This window comes from Burkholderia sp. MSMB1459WGS, assembly GCF_001534535.1.
Lineage (GTDB): Bacteria > Pseudomonadota > Gammaproteobacteria > Burkholderiales > Burkholderiaceae > Burkholderia.
Genome location: NZ_LPMU01000041.1, coordinates 1 through 21,497 on the forward strand (window position 1 = coordinate 1; position 21,497 = coordinate 21,497).

The following is a 21,497-nucleotide window of genomic DNA, read 5'->3' on the forward strand; positions in this document are numbered from 1 at the left end:
GAGCCGAGCGCGATGCTGCCGTCCACCTTCGAGATCGCGTTCGGGCCGATCGCGACGCTGTCGACGCCCACCGCCTGGCTGTCCGGTGCGGTCGAATTCGCATGGAAGTACTTGATGCCATGCGCGTTGATGTTGTCGATCGCCGAGCCGACGTTGTTGTTGATCGTGGTCGAACCGTCGCTGTTGTACGTCACGTACGACGGCGCCGAGATCGCGCCGGTGGTCGGATCGTAGGTAGCGCCGCCGCCGATCGCGCCGGCCGTGCTGTTGCCCAGGTTCGTGTTGTTGTTCGCAATCGAGCTCAGGCCCGTCGACAGCGAGCTCATGCCGGTCGACGTGGCGGTCGACAGCGACGTGAGGTTGCTGTCCGTGCTCGACAGTCCGGTAGACAGCGACGTGATCGAGCTGTTGGTCGTACTCAAGCCGGTCGACAACGACCCGATGCTGGTCGACGTCGCTGTCGACAGCGACGTAATCGAGCTGTTGGTGGAGCTCAAGCCGGTGGACAGCGAGCCGACGACCGTTGACGTCGACGTGGACAGCGACGTGATCGAGCTGTTGGTCGAGCTCAGGCCGGTGGACAGCGAACCGACGATCGTCGAGGTCGACGTGGACAGCGAGGTGACCGTGCTGTTGGTCGAACTCAGGCCGGTGGACAACGAGCCGACGATAGTCGAGGTCGATGTGGACAGCGAGGTGACCGTGCTGTTGGTCGAACTGAGACCGGTGGACAGCGAGCCGACGATAGTCGAGGTCGATGTGGACAGCGAGGTGACCGTGCTGTTGGTCGAGCTCAGGCCGGTGGACAGCGAACCGATGCCCGTAGACGTCGACGTGGACAGCGACGTGATCGAGCTGGTCGTCGAACTCAAGCCGGTCGACAACGAACCGATGCCGGTGGACAACGAACCGATGCCGGTTGACGTCGACGTCGACAACGACCCGATCGAGCTGTTGGCCGAACTCAGCCCCGTGGACAACGAGCCGATGCCGGTCGAAGTCGACGTGGACAACGACGTGATGCTGGACGCCGTCGACGTCGACAGCGAGTCGATCGCCAGATTCGACGCATTGAGCTGGCTACCGTTGATCGCATCGGTGGAGGTCGCGCTGATTTGGCCGGCGGCGACGTTCTGGATCTGCCGCGGCGCGGCGGCCGAGCCGACGCTCACCACGTCGCCGCCCGCCGGCGTGCCGCCGGCAAAGTTGTATGTGGTCCCGCCGATGACGGCGCTGGGCGTCTGCACGGCGGCCGACACCGTCGACGCGTTGCCGAGCACGACCGCGCCGTCGAGGGCGGCCGGCACGGACACGCCACTGCCGACGACGAACGCGTTGTTCGCGTTGATCGTGTTGTTGTTGCCGAGCGAATACGAACCCGAGCCGGTGACGGTGCTCGGATCGCCGATCGCGGCGGAGTTCGCGCCGCTGACGACGTTGCCCGTGCCGATGCTCAGGCTGTTCACGCCGCTCGCCTGAGCGCCTACGCCCATCGCGATCGCGTTCGTACCCGATGCGTTCGCATTCAGACCGACCGACGTGGTTCCGCTCGCGGTGACGCCGATGCCCGCATTGGTGCCGATCGCGACGTTGTCGTTGCCCGACACGAGGTTGCCGGCGGAAGCCGCGAGCGTGCCGTCAAACGTGACGGTTCCGTCGCCGCTGCCCAGAGCGACGTTGCGCGTGCCGGTGACGCCCGAACCCGCACCGCGCATCGCGCTCGCGATGCCGCCGCCGATCGCGGTGTTCTGCGTGCCGCTCACGAGTGTGCCGGTTGCGAGACCGACCGCGACCGAACCGGTATTGGCGGTCGTGGAGCCCGCGCCTGCGCCCGCGCCGGCTGCCACGGTTCCGTTGCCGCTCGCGAGCGCCTGGCCGCCGATCGCAAGCGACGTGTTGCCGGTTGCCTTCGCGGCATTGCCGACAGCGGTCGCGGCTGCGACGGTGGCCTGCGCGTTCGGGCCGAGGGCAATGGTATTGGCTGCCGTCGCCTGCGAACCGATGCCCATCGCGACACCGTAAAACCCGGTTGCGATGGACTGCCAACCAAGCGCAATCGCATACTGGTTGCCCGCACTTGCCGCCGTGCCCAGCGCGATCGCGCCTTGCTGGGTAGCCACCGCACCCGCGCCGGCTGCGAACGTGTCCTGTGCCGAAGCGACCGAGTTCCCGCCCAATGCGATGGCCTGCAGCGCGGTGGCTGACGACGAATCGCCGATCGCGATCGCCTGACCGGAGCCGTGCGTGGCGGCCCCGGCGCCACCCGTCGCAAACGCGCCAGGGCCGATCGCGATGTTGTTTGTGTCGTTGGTCGCGGTCGAGCCGGCGGTCGCCGCGCCGACGGCGACCGAGCCTGCGCTGATCGAGTTCGCGAAACTGCCGAGCGCGCTGCTGGATGAACCTTGAGCCTTCGCACCGGGTCCGAGCGCCGCGGAATTGATCCCGCTCGCGTTCGCCGACGTACCGAACGCCGATGCAGCCTGGGCGGACGCCTGTGAAAAGATGCCGACTGCCGTGCTGTTGACGCCGCTCGCCGTGACGTTCCCGCCGATCGCGATCTCACCGCTCGCGAGCGCGGCGTTCGTGCCGCAGCCGATCGCAATGCCGTTGTTCGTCGTCGCGGTCGCCGAGCCCGGGCAATTCGTGCCGGAAATCGCGACCTGCGCGGCCGCACCGCCCGACCACATCGCCATGCTGCCGAGCACGGCAAGCGTCACGGACTTGAGCGCGGCCGCCGCGCCGGTGCCGCGCGCGACGGCTCGGGCTCCGGCACCGGCTTTGCCCTTGCCGTGGGCCCGATCGAGTTCGGATACCGCGACGATTGCGCCGCGTGCCGCATTCCACACAGTGCGGTAAGTTCTATTCATGGATTTCTGCCGGTAAGCGGCGCGCGCCATCCACGTACCGGGCCAGCCAGGAATGCCGGATGCGTGGAATGTCTGTCGAGCCGTGTGAAAACTGTATTTATCGGGAAGCGCGGTCTTGTGAAAAGGAGATTTCGATCAATCGATTACCCCGGAAAGGTGAAAGAGCGCGATTAAACAAATCGAATTTTCTATGCCTTTTCAAGGGCAATTCGATTAATCGAAACAGGCAAGAATCCGCTGATCCGTAGAATAAGGGAAAGGTATTCGGGCAAGAGAGCGAGAAAATCTGAATAATTGTGAATTAAATGTGAACAAAGAAAACGAGCGGCCGCGAGCGACCGTATTGCGTGGATTTCCGGCGTGTCGGTCGACTGGGGGGGACGGGCTGATTCCGATTGTTTGCGATGGTTTTTAACAACAAAAACAATGCAATTCGGGCCGGTGCGGATAAGCGGTGATATGCGCGAAAGACCGTAAAATTTTTAAATTGACGAAATGGCGATGTCGCCGCACGGCGCGGTAACCATGCGCGGGGGCGCTTTCAGGGCAATGGGAAATGAAAAAAATTACGGAATGCGTCGTGCGCGGTGCCGCGGGCCTGATTTTCAACCGTCGCGGCGGGCGGTGTTTCGACGGAGCAGCAGCGTGAAGACGGACCCGCGTCCGACCGCGCTATCGACACGAATTTCTCCGCCCAGCGCGTCGACCACCTGCTTGACGAACGCGAGCCCGAGGCCATGCCCGGCCGTCGCTCCGCTCGCGTCGACGCAAAAAAACTCGGTGAACAGGTTCGGCAATTGATGTTCCGGGATGCCGACGCCCGTATCGGCGACCGTCACGCGCCAGCGTTCGTCGCTTTCGCCGGCCGCGACGGTCACGGTCGAACCCTCCGGGCTGAACCGGATCGCGTTGTCGATCAGATTCGCGAATGCGCGGCGCAGCAGCAGCGCATCGGCGATCACGAGCATCCCCGGTTCCGCGATCAACCGGATCTTGATCCGCTTCGCGCTCGCATGTGCCCACATATCGTCGGTCGCGTCGGCGAGCAGCGGCGCGAGATCGACTTTCGTCGCTTTCGCCGAGCGCGCCTGCGCGCGAGCGAGCAACAGGAACTGGTCGGCGAGCGTGAGCGTCGTGCGCGCGTAGTGGCCGACGAGATCGATGAACCGTGCTTCGGGCAACGAAGCCGGCGCTTCGAGACGTTGCTCGATCAGCGCGAGGATCGCGGCCTGCGGCGAACGCATGTCGTGCGACAGAAAGCGCAACGCGGTATCGCGCTGACGTTCGGCGGCGCGCATCGGCGTGACGTCCGCCACGTGAAAGATCAGCATCGCGTCGCCTGCTTCGCGCGCGGGCACGACCGCGCATTTCACCAGCAGCGAGCGCTGCTTCGCGTCGACGATCTCGATGCCGTCCATCGGTGCGGCAGGCTCGTTCGACGGCGTGATGCCGTTGCGTTCGGCCAGCGTTTGCAGGGCGCGCTCGACGTAGTGCGCCGCGTCGTCCGAGGCGGTCATCTCGCGCAGCACGCGCGCCGCGTGGCGGCCGGTGGCGGGCGGCGGCGAACCGTGCCGCGCTGCTTCCGTCTCGTATAACCTGAGCGCCCGGCGGTTCGCGAGCAGCACCGCGCCCGAACCGGACGCGACGAGCGTGGCTTCGGGCAGGCTGTTCATCCATTCGGAAATGAGGTGTGCGGAGCGCCGCAGGCGCGCGATCATCGCGGTCATCACGATCACCCGCCGGCGGAACGGATCGATCGCGTCCGTGGGAGCGGGCGCGTCGCCCGGCAGACACGGGTCGGCGATCGTGCGTTCCGCTTCGCGGGTCAGATAGCGCAGCAACGTTTCCTGCCGCCGCCATGCGCTGAGCGCGTACGCAAGCAAGCACGCGGCGACCGCGGTGGCGGGAAAGCAGAACAGATGCGCGGTCTTCAGAACGACCAGCGACGCGGCGCATGTGGCCAGTGCGATGGCCGCGCAAGCGAGCAGCGCGGCGCGCGGGCCGAGCGCGAATAATGCCGCGCAAAGCCACGGCAACACCGACAGGCTGAACAGCACCTGGTTGGCCCACGATGCGGTGCGCACAAGCGAGCCGCTCGCGAGTGCGTAAGTGGCTTGCGCGACGAACTCGACGCCGGCGCGCGGCGGCGGCTCCCGGCCCGGCGTGACGAAGTGCGTGTCCGCGGTGCCCGAGGTCGGGCCGACGAGCACGATCGCGTCCTTGAGCAAGCCGGGATCGACGCGGCCTTCGAGGGCGTCGACGAAGGGGACCGTGTAATACGACGGGGCGGAACCGAGCGGCACGTAGCGGCGGCATGCGCTGGTCCAGTGAATGTCGCGATGTGCCGGCGGTTCGTCGCACTCCTCGAACGGCACGCCGCTCGCGCGGAGCAAGGAAGCACTCATGTGCTCGTAGTCGATGGTCGGGGGCCCTTCGCGCAGATAGAAGCTGCGCGACACGCCATCCGCGTTCGGCGCGGCGTTGACCTGCGCGATCGCGAATGCGCCGTGCGCGATCGGCTCGAGCGGCGGCACCACGTTCGGCAAGCCGTCCCCATCGTCGTCGGCCACCACGGCCGGCAGCACCACGCGGCCATTGCGCTTGATCGCGCTCGCCAGCCACGCGTCGCCGGCAGGCAGGATTCTGCCCGGATGCGTGAACGCGACGTCGAGCCCGATGGCGGCCGCACCCGCCGCGGTCAGCCGGTCGATCAACGTCGCGTAATCGGCACGCTTGACCGGCCATCCGCCGAGCGCCTTCGCGCTCGCACCGTCGATCGCGATCAGCACGATCTTCTGCGGCGACGGCCGCTGCAGCAGCGGCTGCACGACGTCGAAGAAGAACAGGTCGGCGCGACGCAGCGCGCCGGACGTCGTCAGCGTCGCGCACAGCAGCAGCACGAATGCACCCGTCACGATACATTCGCGCATGAAACCGCCTGGCATACGCGCATCGTCGGCAAGCATCACGGGTGATTCATCGTAAAGCGTGTGCGTTGACGGCGGCCTCACTCGCACTCGAACCCGGCGGGCGTCAGCGGAGGCGGCGACGCCGGCTGCGCGAGCGGAACGCGGTGCGGCGACGCGCCGGCGTGATCGCGGGCCGACGGCACGGCTTCGAGGCGATAACCGTGTGTGTAGACGGAGCTCAGGCGCAACCCGTTCTCGGGACCGAGTTCGAGCTTTTGCCGTATCCGGTAGATATGGGTATCGAGCGTGCGCGAATCCGGATCGAGCTCGCGTCCCCACGTGCTCATGCAGACGAGCTTGCGCGACAGCAGCTTGCCGATGTTGGTGAAAAAGAGTTCGGCGAGGTCGAATTCCTTCGGCGTCAGCTTGATCGGCACGCCGCGCAGCAGGATCGTGCGTTCGCGCGGGTTCAGCACGTAGTCGCCCGCGCCGATGAGGCCGAAGCCGTCGATATCGCGCGCCGAGCGTTTCAACAGCGCGTTCACCCGGCTCGCGAGTTCGGCGACGCGAAACGGCTTCGTGACGTAGTCGTCGGCGCCGGCATCCATCGCCAGCACGATGTCGTCTTCGAGCGTCTTGCTCGTCACGAACAGTACGGCCGGTGGCGTGCCGAGCGTGCGGCGAATCCAGTACAGCACTTCGAAGCCGCTCATCGTCGGCAGCAGCCAGTCCAGGATCACGAGGTCGAACGGCTGCGCGCGCAACAGTCGTTGCGCCGACTCGCCGTCGTGCACTTCAACCACTTCGTGTCCGAGCGGGGCCACGACGCGCGCCGCGGCTTTCGCATGAACGGGATCATCTTCGACTATCAGCACACGCATCGGGGCTTCATCCTTGTCATCAGCACGTGGGCGATACCGCACACGTCTTCACTTCGTCTTCTGCGCGGCGCGGCGCACGGGCGATGCGCGGACGGCGCGTGTCGCCGCCAGGCCGACAGGCACAACGCTCCGGCACTGCGGAGGAGCAGGAGCGTCATGCGTGCTGCACCCTCGCGGGAGAAAACATCGAACCGCGGCACCCGATGCACGCACTGCTGCAGCAAGCGCGTGCGGCGACCGCGTTATGCAGTCACGGCCATTTGCGGCGAGCCTTCGCGTTCGGGATCCGATGTCGAACCATGCCGGAGCAGGGCGCGCGCGGAGGAACGAATTGAGGCAATCATCGCGCATGTTTAAGGGCGTTCTGCCGGGCTCTCGGCATCGGGGTGCTCATGGTTGCCATGCCCTCGTCAGGCTGCAAGTGTTTCGATTGTGCTTGGGTCGGCCGCGGGGCGCGGCGCGTTTCACGTAGCGAATCCGGATGCGCTCACCGGCAATGTGGCGAGCAAATTTTTCCGATTCGGCGATAGGGTCCGCTGCCGTTGTGACAATGAGCGGCCTCAAATGTCGGCGGATTTTCGCACAAGGGTAAGGGTTTGTCATGCGACGACAGACGTTTGATCGTCGCTGCGGCAAGGCGCTCGACGATCGTAGGCTTGTGATCGATGGAAGCGGACCGATCCGCTTGTTCGGGCCAATCGTCGACGCGCGACGGCGCGCCGCGTCGATCAATTAGTCGGTACGACGGCCTGGTCGACGAACGCTGCCGGCCGGTCAACGAGACGACGATTCGCCGGGTGCGTGACTCGACGCTGTTCGGGTATCGGGCGATGGTGTACGCCCGCGTTGTCGTCGGGTCGGGGGCGCATGCCGCGGAGCCCGCAGTTTCCGATCAGGCGGCCGACGCGACCGATGCGCCCGTGATGCCGTGCCGGCGCAGCGAATCGGCGACGAAGCCCGACGCCTTCATTTCCTCGACGAATGCGTTCAGCTCGGCGGCGGCCGCGTCGCCGCGACTCTTCGGCACGCCCATCGCCTGCCGGATCACCATGAAGCGCTCGTCGAGCAGGCGCAGGCCGGGCGTTTTCGCGGCGTCGGCCTCGAGCTGCTGCTTCACGCCGGCCGCCACTTCCAGTTGCTGCTCGACGAACGTCGACACGACGGCCTGCGACGTCGGGGCGCGCACGATCTGCGCGGCTTTCAGTTCGCGGGTGAGGAACAGGTCGTACGCGCTGCCCTTGCCGACGGCCACGCGGTTGTGCGGCTGGTCGACGTCCGCGTTGGTGCGGATCGGCGACGCGTCCGGCACGAGATAGAAGCCTTCGATCAGCACATACGGCGCGGTGAACGCGACGGTTTCGCCGCGCAGTGGATCGACCGCGAAGAAGCCGAAATCGGCGCGCTCTTCGGTCAGCGCCTGCACCGATTTGCCTGCGGCGTCGAATACCACGAGTTCCAGGTCGGCCGACAGGCGCTCGGCGAATGCACGGGCGAGGTCGATCGAGACGCCGAACGGTTCGCCCGTTGCCGGGTCGCGGTTCGCGAGGATCGGGTTGCCGAGGTTGATCGATGCGCGGAGCTTGCCGGTGGGAGTGAAGGCGGAGACGACAGCGGGAGCGATGGACATGAGCGGACTCGCGGGAGGCGTAGGGTCGATAGGGGGACGGGCTGCGCGACAGCGCGTCGATGCCGAGCTTATCACCCGGAGCGGTTCCGCGAATGCGGCGCAATCGGCCGAGCGGGCCGATAGCGCAATCTGAAGCGAAGCGTGGCCTAGCCAGACGCGGTCGCGCCATTCGCATTTCGCGCGATGGATGACCCGCCACGCTTGCAGCGATTCGACGAGCTGGAACGGTGAAAGCCACTCGCGCGTCTGCCTGCGGGTGACGAGTTGCATGACAAGGAGGAAGTAGCGCAAATCTACGTACCTGGTCCTGCCGCGCATGGTCCGTCTTGTGATCGTCGATACTCGCGGTTGCGCCGGGTGTCGGCTCACCCCTGAACGCTGAGCGCCTTCTCGATCGCGGCAATCAGTTTGAGCGCATCGCTGCGCCCGATCAGCAATCCGCGGCTGGTGTACTCGCACCCGAATGCATAGAAGCTCGGCAGCAGCGTCACCATGTCGCTCCGATGATCGAAATCGACTTCGCATTTCGTCAGGGGGAAGAACGGAGGCGCCTCGGCCGGCATGTTGTGCACGACGTTCTCCCCTAGTACATTTTTCGGGGCGGCAACATGCGCTTCGCCCTCGAGCGCTGCCGGGAAACGGCGCTGGCCTTCTTCCGCTTGCGCTCCGTCGTGGGCTTCTCGTAGCCGGTGCGGCTGCGCAACTCGCGGATCAGCCCGGTTTTCTCGACACCGCGCCGGAATCGTCGCAGCGCGACATCGATCGGTTCGTCGAGCTTCAGCGTAATTGTCGTCATGTAGATCCTGTCGGAAAAGGTTTGAACGGAAAGCTAGCCGAGCCGTGTCATGACGGCGCTTGCTATCTCGTCGGATTCGAATTCCGAATATCCTGCGCCGATCGATAACGCACGTACCGCCATGAACATGTGCAGCTCCGGTTGGTGGCACATCGCTGAATCGGCGATTCCGGCGGGGATGACGGTGTCGAGCCGGGTAACTTCATGTCGTCCGATCATGCCGAGCAGTTCGTCGATGATCATTTCGCTCTCCAAAATGCGGAAAAATGGTGCTGTACCGACGAGCCGCTTCAGCGCGGGCTGACAAAGAACCCCTGCTTGTCGCGATTGTCGTCGATGATGTTCTCGGCGAAGCGCACCGACGCACGACGGGCGTCGCCGGCGTTGTCGAATGGGGATGCGTCGCCCAGTCTGAAAGTCTGGCTCTGCGTCAGCGTATCGGTGGTGCCGCGAAGGCAAATCTTGACTGCCGCGTCGAACCCGGCATCGTAGTTATGCGGGCAGCCATTCAGCGCCGGCACGTGAGGGTAGATCAGCGGATAAATCTCGAATCCACGGTAGACGTGCATGCTCATGAGAAACTCCTGGCGTTCGGCCATGACGAGTCGCATGGGCGAACACATCCGGCCAGTATTCCCGTTGCGGGGCGGGCCAGTGGGTGAAGGGAACAACGTTGCAGCGCGAAGGAGGGGCGATGCAGCAAGCGGGCGGGTGGAGGGGCGAACGGTCAAAGGACGATTGATCGCTCGGATGCACCCATCATACGCGCATCGTTTGTCGAACGTCCAATTTATTCCGGTTGGTGCAAGCACGCATCGGCACATGGTGCGACGGGTGGGTGGTCGGACTGCGGACACGCTGCCGGCGCGTGCATTCCGATCCGTACGCAGCGGCCGTCACGCCGTTTTCCGGTGTCGTGCGGAATCTTCGGCCGGGGAGTACTTCATCGAGTGCGTTGCCCGGTTTCGCGTGCACTATTGCGCAGCAAGCGGGCGTTTCTTCGCGCGCGATTTCGTGACGGCGGGCGGCTGGGGCGGCACCCAGTTCAAGGCGGTGCCCAGCTTCGGCAGGGCCATGGCTTGCTTGGCACGCGGAGGCACCTTGTTGCCGCGAGGCTGGTTTCGGGTCATGCGGGTTCTCCTGCTGCGCCGCTTGCGCGGTTCGGTGAGCGCGACGCGCGCCGATCGCGCTCGTGCGATTGAACGTGCGCGTGGCGATCGATGCCCGGATGCGAAGCGGACGGCCGCGCCTGGCCTGCGTCGAGTCGCATTGCCTGCGACGGAAGGCGTGGCATGCGAAGCGGCAGCGATGTGCCGCTCGGTGAACGGGGCCGAGACGGTTCGGCGATTACAGCGGGGTGATGTTCGATGCCTGCAGGCCTTTGGGGCCGTTCTTCGTTTCGAAGCTGACTTTCTGACCTTCCGCGAGGGTCTTGAAGCCGTCGCTGCGAATCTCGGAGAAGTGGGCGAACAGATCGTCGCCGCCCTTGTCGGGGGTGATGAAGCCGAAGCCTTTGCTGTCGTTGAACCACTTGACGGTACCGGTATCCATGTTAGATATCCTGAAAAATGAACGAGCGAATATGCCCCGAATGGACGAGGAAAAAAGAATCAAGGAGGGAGAGGACAACGAATACCGCAGGCTGCGGTCGATGATGAGCAGCAATCGCGCTTCTTGAATACTTCCGCGGCCGACAGTACGCGTCGGCCGGAGATGTGTCAAGCGCTTTCGGCCCGGGGGGCGGAACGCGTGACGCTTCTTCGTCGGCGCCGAGCGCTTGCCGGCATGCACGTCGCGCCGCGCGATGCGCGGTCACGGCGACGGCGTCAGAGCGTCGTCAGCAAATGCAGCTGACGTTCGGTTTCGTTTCCCGCGACCAACGAAAAGAACCCGGTCTCGCGACGTTCGACTATCGTGAGCCCCTCGTTGTCGGAGAAGACGTTCCATGCGCTGCCGTCGACATGTGCGATCGCTCCGCGCGTGCGCGCGAATGCCAGCAATAGCGGGCTCGCCTGACGGCGGAGCACCTGGCGATCCGAATTCAACACATAGGGCGGCCAGCCGGCCCGAAGGACGAGATAGTAAGGAATGGAGCCGGGATCGATTGTCATTGGACGGTGCCGTGTGCGAGCTGCGTTTGCCGTCCGGTTGCGTTCGGAACGGTGTCGGGGAAAGCGTGCGATGAATCGGCGGGAGTTCGCCGTGGCGTGCTTACAGTGTATGCGTTGAACCGCGCGATTCGCAGGATATCGTAACGTCGTCCCGCGACGTCGATCACCCATTCGGTTTCGGTAGGGGTTGCGGGCCGGCGACGCGGCGATCGGCCGTCAGTTGGCGCGCACTCGATGAAGGCGCGATGCGCACTGTCCGATGTCGTCGCGCGCGGCTTCGGCGTTCACGTGATACCGGATGTTCCGTCCATTTCGTCGATATGTCGATCCGGATGGCGCGGGCGTCGTTGACGGTCGTTATTTTTGCTTTCCCGCTTCACGCGTCGAGTGGAACTGCATGCTGCCGGAACTTTGTAGCGACATCTATTGAATTGCAGTGTTCGTGACGGGCAATTATGCTGCCCTCATGATCGCGTCGCCAGCGCGTGGCTGATTCGGCGTTTCATCGATCCGCATGCGCGCTTCGTGTGGCTGGAAAACCTCGCCGATTGTCCGGCCGATGCGCTCGGATTCGATTTCGACGGCGCCCCGTTCACGCATGTGGGCGATCGCGTGTCGTTCGAGGTGCTGGTCGCGAGCTTCGGGCTCGGCGACGACGACGGACTCATCCGATTGGGGACCATGGTGCATGCGCTGGATGTAGGGGGCGCCGCCGTGCCGGAGGCCGGCGGATTCGAGGCCATCCTCGCGGGTGCCCGCAAGCGCCTTGCCGACGACGATGCGTTGCTGATCGAGATCGGTGCCGTACTCGATTCGTTGTACGTATATTTCCGTGGCAATCGAAACCCTTGACCTGCTGCTCGCCCGCAACATGAATACACATCGAGGCCGCCCGGCCTATACGCTGTGGCAACTGATCCTGTACTTCGCGTGGCTCGGCGCGACGGGCTTCGGCGGGCCGGTTGCGCTCGCCGGCTACATGCATCGGGATCTCGTCGACACGCGCCAATGGATCGCGGACGCGGACTACAAGGAAGGCCTGGCGCTCGCGCAACTCGCCCCGGGCCCGCTTGCCGCGCAACTGGCGATCTATCTCGGCTACGTGCACTACCGTATCGTGGGCGCCACGACGGTCGGGATCGCGTTCGTGCTGCCGTCGTTTCTGATGGTGGTGCTGCTGGGCTACGCATATACGCGATTTGGCGGGCTGACGTGGATGCAGTCGGTGTTCTACGGCGTCGGCGCGGCGGTGATCGGCATCATCGCGATCAGCGCGCACAAACTGACCGCGAAGAGCATCGGTCGCGACAAGCTGCTGTGGGCGATCTATCTCGTACTGGTTGCCGTGACGGTGATCACCGAATCGGAAGCGGCGTGGCTGTTTCTCGCGGCGGGCCTGCTCGTCTGGTTCGCGCGCTCGCCGCCGAGGTGGCTACGCCAGCGGCGCGTCAATGCGGCCGTGGCGTTGCCCGTTTCCGCCACCGGTGCGTGGCTCGGTATCGGCGCTTGGCCGCAGCTCGCGCAACTCGCCGCCTTCTTCGCGAAGGCCGGCGCCTTCGTGTTCGGCTCGGGGCTCGCGATCGTGCCGTTCCTCTATGGCGGCGTGGTCACCGAGCACCATTGGCTCGACGAGAAGCAGTTCGTCGACGCCGTGGCGGTCGCGATGATCACGCCGGGCCCGGTCGTCATCACGGTCGGCTTCATCGGTTATCTGGTGGCGGGGTTGCCCGGCGCGTGCGTGGCGGCAGCCGGCACGTTCCTGCCATGCTATCTGTTCACGGTGTTGCCGGCTCCGTACTTCAAGAAGTACGGCCGGCTGCCGGCGATTCTGGCCTTCGTCGACGGCGTAACTGCCGCGGCCGTTGGCGCGATCACGGGGTCGGTGATCGTGCTGGCCCGACGTTCGATCGTCGATGTGCCCACCGCCTTGATGGCGCTCGCGACGATCGTGCTGCTGGTCAGGTTCAAGAAGCTGTCGGAGCCGGTGATCGTCGGCGCGGCCGCCGTGATGGGCCTGATCGTGTACCCGCTGTTGCATCACTGATCGTGGAGGCCGCCATGCAATGGATCACGCGACAACGTCCGAAAATCGACAGGGTTGCTTGTCCCTGGCTCATTGCCCGCTTTATCGACTCACGCTGGTCGGCCGGATAGAGCATTCCTCGCTATTCGCTCAGCCCGGCCCGTCGCTGGCGGCCGCGAGAAGCGGCACGACCAGATCGCTGATCGGCGTCGGAATTCCATGAGCTCGGCCGCATCGCTGCACGACGCCATTTCGGCAGTCCCATTCGAGCGGGCGGTTGTCCTGCCGGTCGGCAAGAATCGACGTACCCAAATCGGGCGGAAAGCCATGGAATCCGTCGACGATCTCCTGCGGCACGTCGTCGCCCAGCTTCGCACCCTCCGCACGCGCGACCTCGAGACATTCCCGCAAGTAGGCGAGCGACAGGTCGGTGATGTCGCTTCGCGAGAACATGCCGGCGCGGCGGCCGGTCAGCACCATGAGCCCCGCCACTGCGTTCTGCAAAAGCTTTCGCCACGCGAGCGAGATGAAATCCGCCGCGACCTCGGGCGAGCATCGCGTGCCGCGCAAAGCCGACACCACCACGTTGCTCGCCGGCGTATCGGGCAGGGTGAGCCGAGGCTTGCCGCGTAGCCACACCGATGCATCCGGTTCGCGCTGCGCCGGAAACCAGACGACCGATGGCACGACCTCGGCGCCGGCCGCATGCGGTGCGAACGCGGCTTTTTGCTCGACGCCGTTCTGCAGTACGCAGACGACGGTATTCGCATCGCATAGCGCGGCGAGCCAGGGTGCCGCGCTTGCTACCTGCGTCGACTTGACCGCGACGAACACGACGTCGACCCTTTTCTCGACCGCTTGCGGATCGGTCAGCACGGGCCCGGGCACGACGATCTCGCCGCCATCGAAGCGCAACTTCAGTTGCGCGTGCGCCGAGCGGCCGCAGATCACCGGCGTGCGGCCGGCTTCATGAAGGGCCGCGGCGACGGTCGTTCCGATTGCGCCCGGACCGACGAGGGCGACGCTCGGGTAGTCAGACTTCGTCATGGTGTTCATCCTGTCGAGTGATTTGTCAGATGCGGGCGCAGTGCGAGGGCGAGCGGAAAAATCGCCAGCGCGGTCAACGCGGTCGCATACGTGGCGCCGTGCACACCGATCCTGTCGCCCAGGAAACCGTAGAGAACCGGAGATATCGCGCCCGACGCGATCGTCCCAGTATAGAAAATCGCGAATGCGCGCTCGGTGCGCTCGGGCGCAGACATTTCCGGGACGGTTCCGTACAGCACCGACGAAGTGCCGTTGAGCATCATGCCCAGGATCGGCAGCAGCACCATGGTGAGCGTCAACGGAAGATACATCGTCGCGACGATGCACACGGCCGTACCGCCCTCCGTGAGCAGCACCGTCCTCACCATTCCCATGCGCGCACCGAGCCAGCCGCACATGAATTTGCCGGCCGCACCCCCGATGAAAACGAGTGCAAGGGCTGTTCCCAGCAGGTGAGGCGAGACGCCTTTTGCCTGGAGCAGGAAAGGCAGAAAGGTAAGCAGTCCCATGCGTACGGCCGTATCGAGCACGCCGATGGAAAACAGCGCGGCGAATCCGCTTCTCCCCGTGCCGCCGCGTCGAGCGGATGCAGGCTCTTTTGCCGGCGCCGTTGCGGCACCGCGCGGCACGGCGGGAAACCAGAGCGCGATGACGGCGGCCACGACGCAGCCGAGTCCGGCGACGATCCAGAGCGCGTGACGCCACGACATCATCGTGACGAGCAGCGAAATGACGGCCGGCAGTGCCGATTTCCCCAGATCGCCGGAAAAGTTGTAGATGCTCAGTGGGCCTCTCGCGTCGCGCCCGTAGATACGGGAGACGGCGCCCGATGCGATCGGATGCTGGGTGCTGGAGCCGCCGCCCGAAATCGCCAGCGCGACGCCCAGGCCGAGCAGGCCACCCGACAGGCCCGCGATCGCATAGCCGAGCGCGGCGAGCAGCGTACCGACTGCGAGCGTCGCGCGGCTGCCCAGGCGTTGTGCGAGACGTCCGGCGGACAACTGCAGCGTCGCCATCGTGCCGGCATAGACGCCGCGCAAGATAGCCAGGGCTGCAAAGTCGAGCCCGAATTCCGACTGCCACACGGGTAGCAACGCGTAGATCATGTCCGTATAGCCGTCGTGCATTGCATGGGCAATGCACGACAGCCACAGCACGCGCGGCCGCGATGGTGACGTCTCCCGCACGACGGGAGGGGAAAAAACCGGCAAGCGCATCGTCATTCTCTCCGGACGAGCGGTGGATGGAAGCCTGCTCGTGGTCTGGTTTTCAGGTTCGACGTGCAAATTTTATGACCGGGATGCCAGCCGTTTCAATTGAGCTAAAATCCCGTCGACAGAGAGAAAAAGTCACGTCATGAACGAAAACCGAGGCGCCGTGAAGCACCGGGACGAGTTGCCCCCGCTCAATGCGCTGCGCGCTTTCGACGCGGTTGCGCGGCACGGCAGCTTCGCGGGTGCCGCGGCGGAGCTGCACGTTACTCATTGGGCCGTCGGAAAACAGATCAGGTTGCTGGAGGACTGGTTCGGCCTGCCGTTGTTCGATCGGCGCCCGCGTGGCGTCGTGCTGACCGACGAAGGGGCCGCGTTGCTGAACGACGTCAGCCACGCGTTCGAGCGCCTCGGTACCGCGGTCGTGCGGCTGCGCCACAACCCGTTCGCGCACCGGATATCGGGTGTCGTGCGGGTGAACGTGCCGATGAGCTTTGCGCTTTGCTGGCTGTTGCCGCGGCTCGCCGATTTCCATTCGCGGTATCCCGACATCGACGTCAGGGTGTCGACGACATCGCGCAAGCTGCGCTATGTCGCCGACGCTTTCGATATCGGTGTCCGCTCCGGGCCGGAGCAAGGCGCGGGCGTCGTGTTGCGCCCATTGATGCCCGACCTGCGCGTACCGGCCTGCAATCCCGCATTGCTGCGCCAGCATCCGATACAGAGCGCGACCGACCTGCGCCATCACACGCTGCTGCATTCGGCCACGACGCGCTCTGCCTGGTCGCACTGGTTGAAGGAAGCGGGTGCTTCCGATCTGCGAGCCGCGCGCCATGTCGAATTCGATCACGTGAATCTTCAGCTTGGCGCGGCCGTCGAGGGGCTCGGCGTGGCGCTGGCGTCGCTGCCGCTGATCGCGCGCGATCTTGCAGAGGGGCGCCTCGTGTGTCCTATCGCATCGCCTGTATGGCGCGCCGACGACTACATGCTGGTAACGAACGCCGATCGCGCCGACGATGCGGCCGTGTCCGCGTTCGATGCATGGATGGAAGGCATGGCGAATCAGGAGGGGGCCAGGCTCGCGGATCAGAGCGGGCGGTGATGCTGCGCCGCGAGCAAACGCAGTCCGATGGTTTCTTTGGATTCCTGATGATGAGATTGAAAACCGGGCATCGGTTTTACCAAAGGAAGCGTGCTTCGCCGGAGTAGTGCGGCCACTACTCCGGACTGGCGGATCGGCGATCAGAAGCCGTGGAACATGCCGATGTTGACCTGAACCTGGTTGCCGCCCGACGAGGTGTTGCCAAAGTCCGCAGCCGAAGCCTGCGCGCCCTTGGCATGGACGTAGGCGCCCATCGCGTACAGCGCGGTACTCTTCGACAGCGAGTACGTCGCACCCAGCGACACCTGGTTGATCGAGGCCATCGTGCGGCCTTCGGCCGCTTGCGTGGGTGTGGCCGCGGAACCGTATACATACGTGTAACCCGTCGCCAGCGACAGCGCCGGCGTGACCCGGTACTGCAGGAGCGCACCCAGCACGTTGAAGTGGATCGACGGCTGGCCGTCGTTGCCCTGGTACTGAGCGTTCGAGTAGCGCAAGCCCGCCGTGTACGGCCCCACCTGGTATTGGGCGGCGATTTGCGCGATGCCCGCACTCTTGAACGCATTGCCGCCGTTGTAGCCCGAACTCGGATAGCCGAGCGCGCCACCGAAACTCGGTTGAGCGGTTGCGTTCAACCATCCGTTCTCGCCCTGGTTGGCCGCGTGAAAGTAGCCGCCGGCAACCGTCAGGCCGCCTTGAGCGTAGGTCGCGGCCGCCGACCACGATTGACCCGAGCCCATCGCACCGGCAACGCCGCCGAACGAGTACGCGCCTTCAGCCTGGAAGCCGTGGATGATCGGCGAGATGTACTTCACCGCATTGTTCTGGTTCGTCGTGTTGTCGTTGTTGTCGACGTCGCCCGGCGTCGAGAACGTCGACGCCGAAATGGCGTCGCCCGTCAGGACCTGGACCATTTCCGTCACGGCATCGAGCTGGCGCCCCATGCGCAGCGCGCCATACTGATCGGATGCGAGACCCACGTAGGCCTGGCGGTTGAACAGCGAACGCGTGGAACCGATGGGCCCTTGGCCACCTATGCCGCCTGTCGCGATGTTGAAACCATTCTCGATCTTGAATACCGCCTGGAGGCCGCCCCCAAGGTCCTCTTGCCCCCTGAGGCCCCACTTGTTCGAACCCGCGGCGCCGCCGTCGAGGCCGAACCGGCTGTGGCCGTTGATGTTCGACGTATAGCCGATACCGGCATCGAGCATGCCATACAACGTGATCGACGATTGGGCCATGGCTGCCGAAGATGCTGCGAAGGCGGCAACGGCGATGACGCTGATGTTGATTTTCTTGTTTTTCATCTGCATTTCACGGTCAGGTGTGGTTTCGGGATGGATTGAAACGGCTTTTGTCGTATTCACGGCTTGCACGTCGTCTCGGTCGTGACAGCCGGCGTCATGTTCGCCAAAGCGGCATATCGAGTTCGATCATTTCGTGATCCTTACAAATTTGCGTGGGGAAGCGCCGCGCTGCTCGACCGTCGAACTCCATGCTCGCGTCATACTTGCGAGCGAGGTCGGCGGCGGCGAAACCAGAGGCTGCTCCACCTGCGACAAAAGACGAGCTGGGAATATCGGCGATCCTTGCGGACTGACCAAGCGTCCGCTTCAGCCACTGGCGACGTGCGCCAATCGTTTCGCCGAGCGTCAATAAGACGTGGTCACACTTTGCAAGTGGAAAAACCATATCAGGAACATAAATTCCCGTCAAAATTTGTTTGATATAAGTTAATCTCGTTTGATGACCTGGCGCCTTACGGAGTTTCCCTTATAAGGGTCGGCACGAGAGCGAAGTGTTATCGAGTTGCGCGCCGTCACGCTGATGATGTCGGCGACCGCAAGCGAATGCGAGCGAGGGGGGCGATAGCGGGCTGCAAGAGCTCGCCACTGAGAGCAACGATCTCGGAAAGGAAAGTACCGGTCTGCAGTTCGTGGTGACGACTGCGCAACACCAGTCAAATTCGATCGTTAGACCAGCGGAGAGCCGCCGCCGAAAATGGGTCGCCAAGGTTCGTCCTTGGTCATCGCTCCATTTTCTCCCGGATTGCAATAATCGAAACGGAAAAAGCGATTGTCGAGTACCCGTCCGTATTGGCCGGAAACGCGCGAGACGAGCGGATGGCGCTACCGTTCGGCGGTGCGCTGAAGGAGGCGGGCGTTGCGATAGCCGTCATCGCGCGCGATCTCGATTTTCGCGCGGGCGAACGGGCTAATGAGAGCGCTGGGCGAATCGGTATTTCCGGGCCGGTAGCCCAACGCCCAGTATCGTGCCCCGGTGGCGGCGATCGAACTTCGATCGCAGATGAAATCAGCCCGCGATTTGGCGTTGCATTAGATAGAATTTCATGTCGTCGCGGCCATGCATTGAAATCGGTATCGGATCGCGTTCAAAGCCGAGCATTTCGTAGAATGGGTATGCCGATTCGCGCGCCGTACACCAGAGCAGGGTGCCGCGCTGTTCGCGAACATGGCGAATGGATAGATTGACCAGCAGGCGTCCGAATCCCAGGCCGCGTACCGACGGATGGACGGCCATGCCGCGAAGGCGCCACGCGTCAGCGTTCGAAACGCCGGATTGTCCTTCCTTACACACCGATGCCACGGCAACGATACTGTCGTTGTCACGAACGGCAAAATGCATGGTCGTTGGAGCATGGTCCCCGTCTAGAGCGCTTCCCTCTTCATCCCCGGCCATCAAGACTGCGGCTCTGAGAGGATAGGTTTCTTCCGCACGGACGGCACAGATGGTAAAGCGCACTTCTTGTGAAGTCATATAATTATCGGCTCTCTTCGTGACGCAGATTTTCTTCCAATTCTCTTTCGGCACGCCCACTCGCAAAATTAGCAGTTGCCGGGCACGCCCAGTAAGGGTAATTTCCTATCAGTTTCTTTTTGAATCATACGCTAACTGCGATCACAGATGACGTCGAAAGTCTCGACAGATGCAGAACTGGCCTACGACGAGATTCGATCGAGGATCTTCGACGGCCGTCTTGCACCTGGGCAGAAAGTATCCCACCGAGGCCTGTCGGACGAACTGGGTTTCGGCCAAATGCCGGTGCGCAGCGCATTGCATTTGCTCGAGTCCGAAGGGCTGGTCGTCGTGATCGAAAAGAGCGGCACTTATGTCGCGTCGCCGACTACCAGCGATCTGCGCGAAATTTTTGAAATGCGGCTGGCCCTGGAGAGTACCGCAGCGTTTCTCGCAGCGAGATCGGGAGTCACGGCGGGCCTTCGCGACGCGGCGGAAAAAATGCGGAAACTGGTCGACCGGGATGTTTCGGACATCATGCTCGAGCAGCGTATCGGTTGGGTGTTTCATCAAGAGTTGTTTGCTGCCGCACGGAACGTGCGAATCTCATCGGCGTATGGTCTATTGCGGGCCCAGACCTTGGCCTTGAACGAACTCCCGCGCGGCGACGCTGAAACCGTTCGGCGCGGCACGATCGAGCACCTGCACATCTTTCACGCAATCGAAGCGAACGACGGCGAGCTTGCGCGTCAGCATATGTGGAATCACATCGTTGACGGTACGCCGGCACGGATAAAACTGCTAAAGGCGCGGCATGAACACGAAAAATAAAGGGCTTTCTCTTCCGATGCAAATGCTTGGCGGCCTCGTCCTGGGCGTCGCCTGCGGCGTGTTTGCGCCGGGCTTTGCCGCGAAGCTGGGTTTTCTGAGCACGATGTTCGGCCACGCGATCAAGATGGTCGTCATGCCGTTGATCTTCCTGTCGGTCACGGTCGGGGTCTTTCGTGCGGGCAGGCTTCGCGAGCGGCTTGGCAAGGTCGCACTGTTCAGCATCGGCTTCTTCGTCTGCATGACGGGCTTGGCTGCATCGTTCGGGCTGCTGCTCAACTTCGTGTTTCGACCGGGTCTCGGGGCGAGCATGACGCACTCCGGATCGATGCCCGCGGCGCTCGCGTCCAGCATCGACTGGACGAAATTTCTCGTCGATTTGATCCCCGCCAACATCGTCGCCGCGCTTTCCGCAGGGAATTCTCTCCCGGTGCTCGTGTTCGGCGTCATTTTCGGCGCGGCATTGTCGGCCGCCCCGGAGCGTGCCGAGCCTGCGATCGCCGTTTTCGAGGCGCTGCTGTCGGGCCTGTTCAAGATGATCCAGTGGGTGATCGCATGGTCGCCGCTCGCGATCTTCGCCGCGATCGCGCAGTTGTTGTCGGCCAAGGGCTTTGCGGGCGCGCATTCGCTCATCGAGCTTCTGGGCGTGGCCTATCTCGGCATGGCGATTCTGGCGGTGGTACTCACCATCGTCATTCGCGTCGCCGGTCAGTCGCCGCTTGCCGTGCTCAGGAAGGTGAGGGAACCGCTGATCCTTGGTTTCACGACGCGTTCGTCCGAAATTACCTATCCGCTGCACCTGAAGAAGCTGGTTGAACTGGGCGTGCCTTACGGCGTGGCGTCCACGATTCTGCCTCTGGCCTATATTTTCAATCGCGACGGCGCGGTGCTCTATACAGCCCTCGCGGTCGGCTACCTGGCCGACGCCTATCACCTTGCCTGGTCCTGGCCGCTGGTGATCACGATTTTGATCCTGACGATCGTCACCATCGATGGAGCGGCCAATGTGCCCTCCGGGGCGATCGTGGCCATCACCATCGTTCTCACGTCGATCGGCTTGCCGGCCGATGCGGTGCTGCTGCTGTTGGGCGTCGACGCCTTTTTCGATATGGGAAGAACCGCCCTGAACGTCTACGGAAGCACGGCGGCAGCGGCTGTTGCGGTGAGGCTTTCCGGTTCGGACAGCATGGCCGCAGAGACCGTGACTGGTCAGGCAAGTGTGTAGGCGCTTCGAAACCGCCGGCCGCCGCGCGTTTCGGCGTTGCGCGCGCCCAGTGCGAGGAGCCGGCGTGCGGCCACTCGGGCATCCGGGCGTGGCGCGGAGACCAGGTTGGATGA

Annotated in this window: 20 protein-coding genes and 2 pseudogenes; 6 read left to right on the forward strand and 16 right to left on the reverse strand. The window is 64.0% G+C overall.

Annotation, left to right across the window (positions count from 1 at the left end):
* The 11 genes from WT97_RS16360 to WT97_RS16405 all read right to left on the reverse strand — a co-directional run.
* On the reverse strand, positions 1-2,897 hold a 2,897-nt coding region (locus tag WT97_RS16360), incomplete at its 3' end, for an ESPR-type extended signal peptide-containing protein (protein WP_082751403.1).
* Positions 2,898-3,472: 575 nt separating this feature from the next.
* Complete coding sequence (locus WT97_RS16365) at positions 3,473-5,833, reverse strand: CHASE2 domain-containing protein (protein ID WP_156440265.1); 2,361 nt, start codon at positions 5,831-5,833, stop codon at positions 3,473-3,475.
* Positions 5,834-5,874: 41 nt separating this feature from the next.
* Positions 5,875-6,657, reverse strand: a complete 783-nt coding sequence (locus WT97_RS16370; protein ID WP_060353815.1) for a response regulator transcription factor — start codon at positions 6,655-6,657, stop codon at positions 5,875-5,877.
* A gap of 892 nt (positions 6,658-7,549) precedes the next feature.
* Positions 7,550-8,284, reverse strand: a complete 735-nt coding sequence (locus WT97_RS16375; protein WP_060353816.1) for an ABC transporter substrate-binding protein — start codon at positions 8,282-8,284, stop codon at positions 7,550-7,552.
* Positions 8,285-8,649: 365 nt separating this feature from the next.
* Positions 8,650-8,856: a hypothetical protein gene (locus WT97_RS16380; protein ID WP_059500068.1), complete on the reverse strand. Its 207-nt coding sequence runs from the start codon at positions 8,854-8,856 to the stop codon at positions 8,650-8,652.
* Between the two features lie 11 nt (positions 8,857-8,867).
* The gene (gene rpsU, locus WT97_RS16385; RefSeq protein ID WP_059500067.1) at positions 8,868-9,080 is read right to left on the reverse strand and encodes a 30S ribosomal protein S21; all 213 of its coding nucleotides are present in this window, start codon (positions 9,078-9,080) and stop codon (positions 8,868-8,870) included.
* 33 nt (positions 9,081-9,113) lie between these two features.
* Positions 9,114-9,323 (reverse strand): hypothetical protein, encoded by a 210-nt coding sequence (locus WT97_RS16390; RefSeq protein ID WP_059500066.1) that lies wholly within the window; start codon positions 9,321-9,323, stop codon positions 9,114-9,116.
* A gap of 47 nt (positions 9,324-9,370) precedes the next feature.
* The gene (locus WT97_RS16395; RefSeq protein WP_060353845.1) at positions 9,371-9,655 is read right to left on the reverse strand and encodes a hypothetical protein; all 285 of its coding nucleotides are present in this window, start codon (positions 9,653-9,655) and stop codon (positions 9,371-9,373) included.
* A 399-nt stretch (positions 9,656-10,054) separates the two neighbouring features.
* Positions 10,055-10,210 (reverse strand): hypothetical protein, encoded by a 156-nt coding sequence (locus WT97_RS34585; RefSeq protein ID WP_179949783.1) that lies wholly within the window; start codon positions 10,208-10,210, stop codon positions 10,055-10,057.
* Positions 10,211-10,427: 217 nt separating this feature from the next.
* Positions 10,428-10,631, reverse strand: a complete 204-nt coding sequence (locus WT97_RS16400) for a cold-shock protein (protein ID WP_027786486.1) — start codon at positions 10,629-10,631, stop codon at positions 10,428-10,430.
* A 275-nt stretch (positions 10,632-10,906) separates the two neighbouring features.
* A complete protein-coding gene (locus tag WT97_RS16405) occupies positions 10,907-11,191 on the reverse strand; it encodes a hypothetical protein (protein WP_059500065.1) in 285 nt (94 codons plus the stop codon).
* A 468-nt stretch (positions 11,192-11,659) separates the two neighbouring features.
* Here WT97_RS16405 and WT97_RS16410 point away from each other — a divergent pair.
* The 3 genes and pseudogenes from WT97_RS16410 to WT97_RS32900 all read left to right on the forward strand — a co-directional run.
* Positions 11,660-12,043: pseudogene (locus WT97_RS16410) on the forward strand (chromate resistance protein ChrB domain-containing protein); the annotation flags it as partial.
* A gap of 19 nt (positions 12,044-12,062) precedes the next feature.
* Positions 12,063-13,235 carry a chromate transporter gene (locus tag WT97_RS16415; protein WP_060353817.1) on the forward strand — a complete coding sequence of 391 codons (1,173 nt, stop codon included), beginning with the start codon at positions 12,063-12,065 and terminating at the stop codon, positions 13,233-13,235.
* Between the two features lie 14 nt (positions 13,236-13,249).
* Positions 13,250-13,324 (forward strand): annotated as a pseudogene (locus WT97_RS32900) (chromate resistance protein ChrB domain-containing protein); the annotation flags it as partial.
* A gap of 40 nt (positions 13,325-13,364) precedes the next feature.
* Here the strand turns inward: WT97_RS32900 and WT97_RS16420 are convergent.
* Together WT97_RS16420 and WT97_RS16425 are read right to left on the reverse strand one after the other, a co-directional pair.
* On the reverse strand, positions 13,365-14,261 hold the full coding sequence (locus WT97_RS16420) for an oxidoreductase (protein ID WP_060353846.1): 897 nt from the start codon (positions 14,259-14,261) through the stop codon (positions 13,365-13,367).
* A gap of 5 nt (positions 14,262-14,266) precedes the next feature.
* Positions 14,267-15,478, reverse strand: a complete 1,212-nt coding sequence (locus WT97_RS16425; RefSeq protein WP_059500079.1) for an MFS transporter — start codon at positions 15,476-15,478, stop codon at positions 14,267-14,269.
* Positions 15,479-15,617: 139 nt separating this feature from the next.
* Here WT97_RS16425 and gcvA point away from each other — a divergent pair, with 139 nt between their 5' ends.
* On the forward strand, positions 15,618-16,574 hold the full coding sequence (gcvA, locus tag WT97_RS16430; RefSeq protein ID WP_060353818.1) for a transcriptional regulator GcvA: 957 nt from the start codon (positions 15,618-15,620) through the stop codon (positions 16,572-16,574).
* A 140-nt stretch (positions 16,575-16,714) separates the two neighbouring features.
* On the opposite strand, the gene WT97_RS16435 is transcribed toward gcvA, so the two are convergent.
* The 3 genes from WT97_RS16435 to WT97_RS16440 form a co-directional block, all read right to left on the reverse strand.
* Complete coding sequence (locus WT97_RS16435) at positions 16,715-17,881, reverse strand: porin (protein ID WP_059500077.1); 1,167 nt, start codon at positions 17,879-17,881, stop codon at positions 16,715-16,717.
* Between the two features lie 94 nt (positions 17,882-17,975).
* Positions 17,976-18,266, reverse strand: coding sequence for a hypothetical protein (locus WT97_RS34105; RefSeq protein ID WP_156440263.1), 291 nt, complete (start codon positions 18,264-18,266; stop codon positions 17,976-17,978).
* 621 nt (positions 18,267-18,887) lie between these two features.
* On the reverse strand, positions 18,888-19,352 hold the full coding sequence (locus WT97_RS16440) for a GNAT family N-acetyltransferase (RefSeq protein WP_060353819.1): 465 nt from the start codon (positions 19,350-19,352) through the stop codon (positions 18,888-18,890).
* Positions 19,353-19,499: 147 nt separating this feature from the next.
* Between WT97_RS16440 and WT97_RS16445 the strand changes: the two genes are divergently transcribed.
* Together WT97_RS16445 and WT97_RS16450 are read left to right on the forward strand one after the other, a co-directional pair.
* Positions 19,500-20,162 carry a GntR family transcriptional regulator gene (locus WT97_RS16445; RefSeq protein ID WP_059500063.1) on the forward strand — a complete coding sequence of 221 codons (663 nt, stop codon included), beginning with the start codon at positions 19,500-19,502 and terminating at the stop codon, positions 20,160-20,162.
* Positions 20,146-21,384 (forward strand): dicarboxylate/amino acid:cation symporter, encoded by a 1,239-nt coding sequence (locus tag WT97_RS16450; RefSeq protein WP_082751401.1) that lies wholly within the window; start codon positions 20,146-20,148, stop codon positions 21,382-21,384. The genes WT97_RS16445 and WT97_RS16450 overlap by 17 nt, the downstream gene beginning before the upstream one ends.
* The last annotated feature ends 113 nt before the right edge of the window (positions 21,385-21,497 follow it).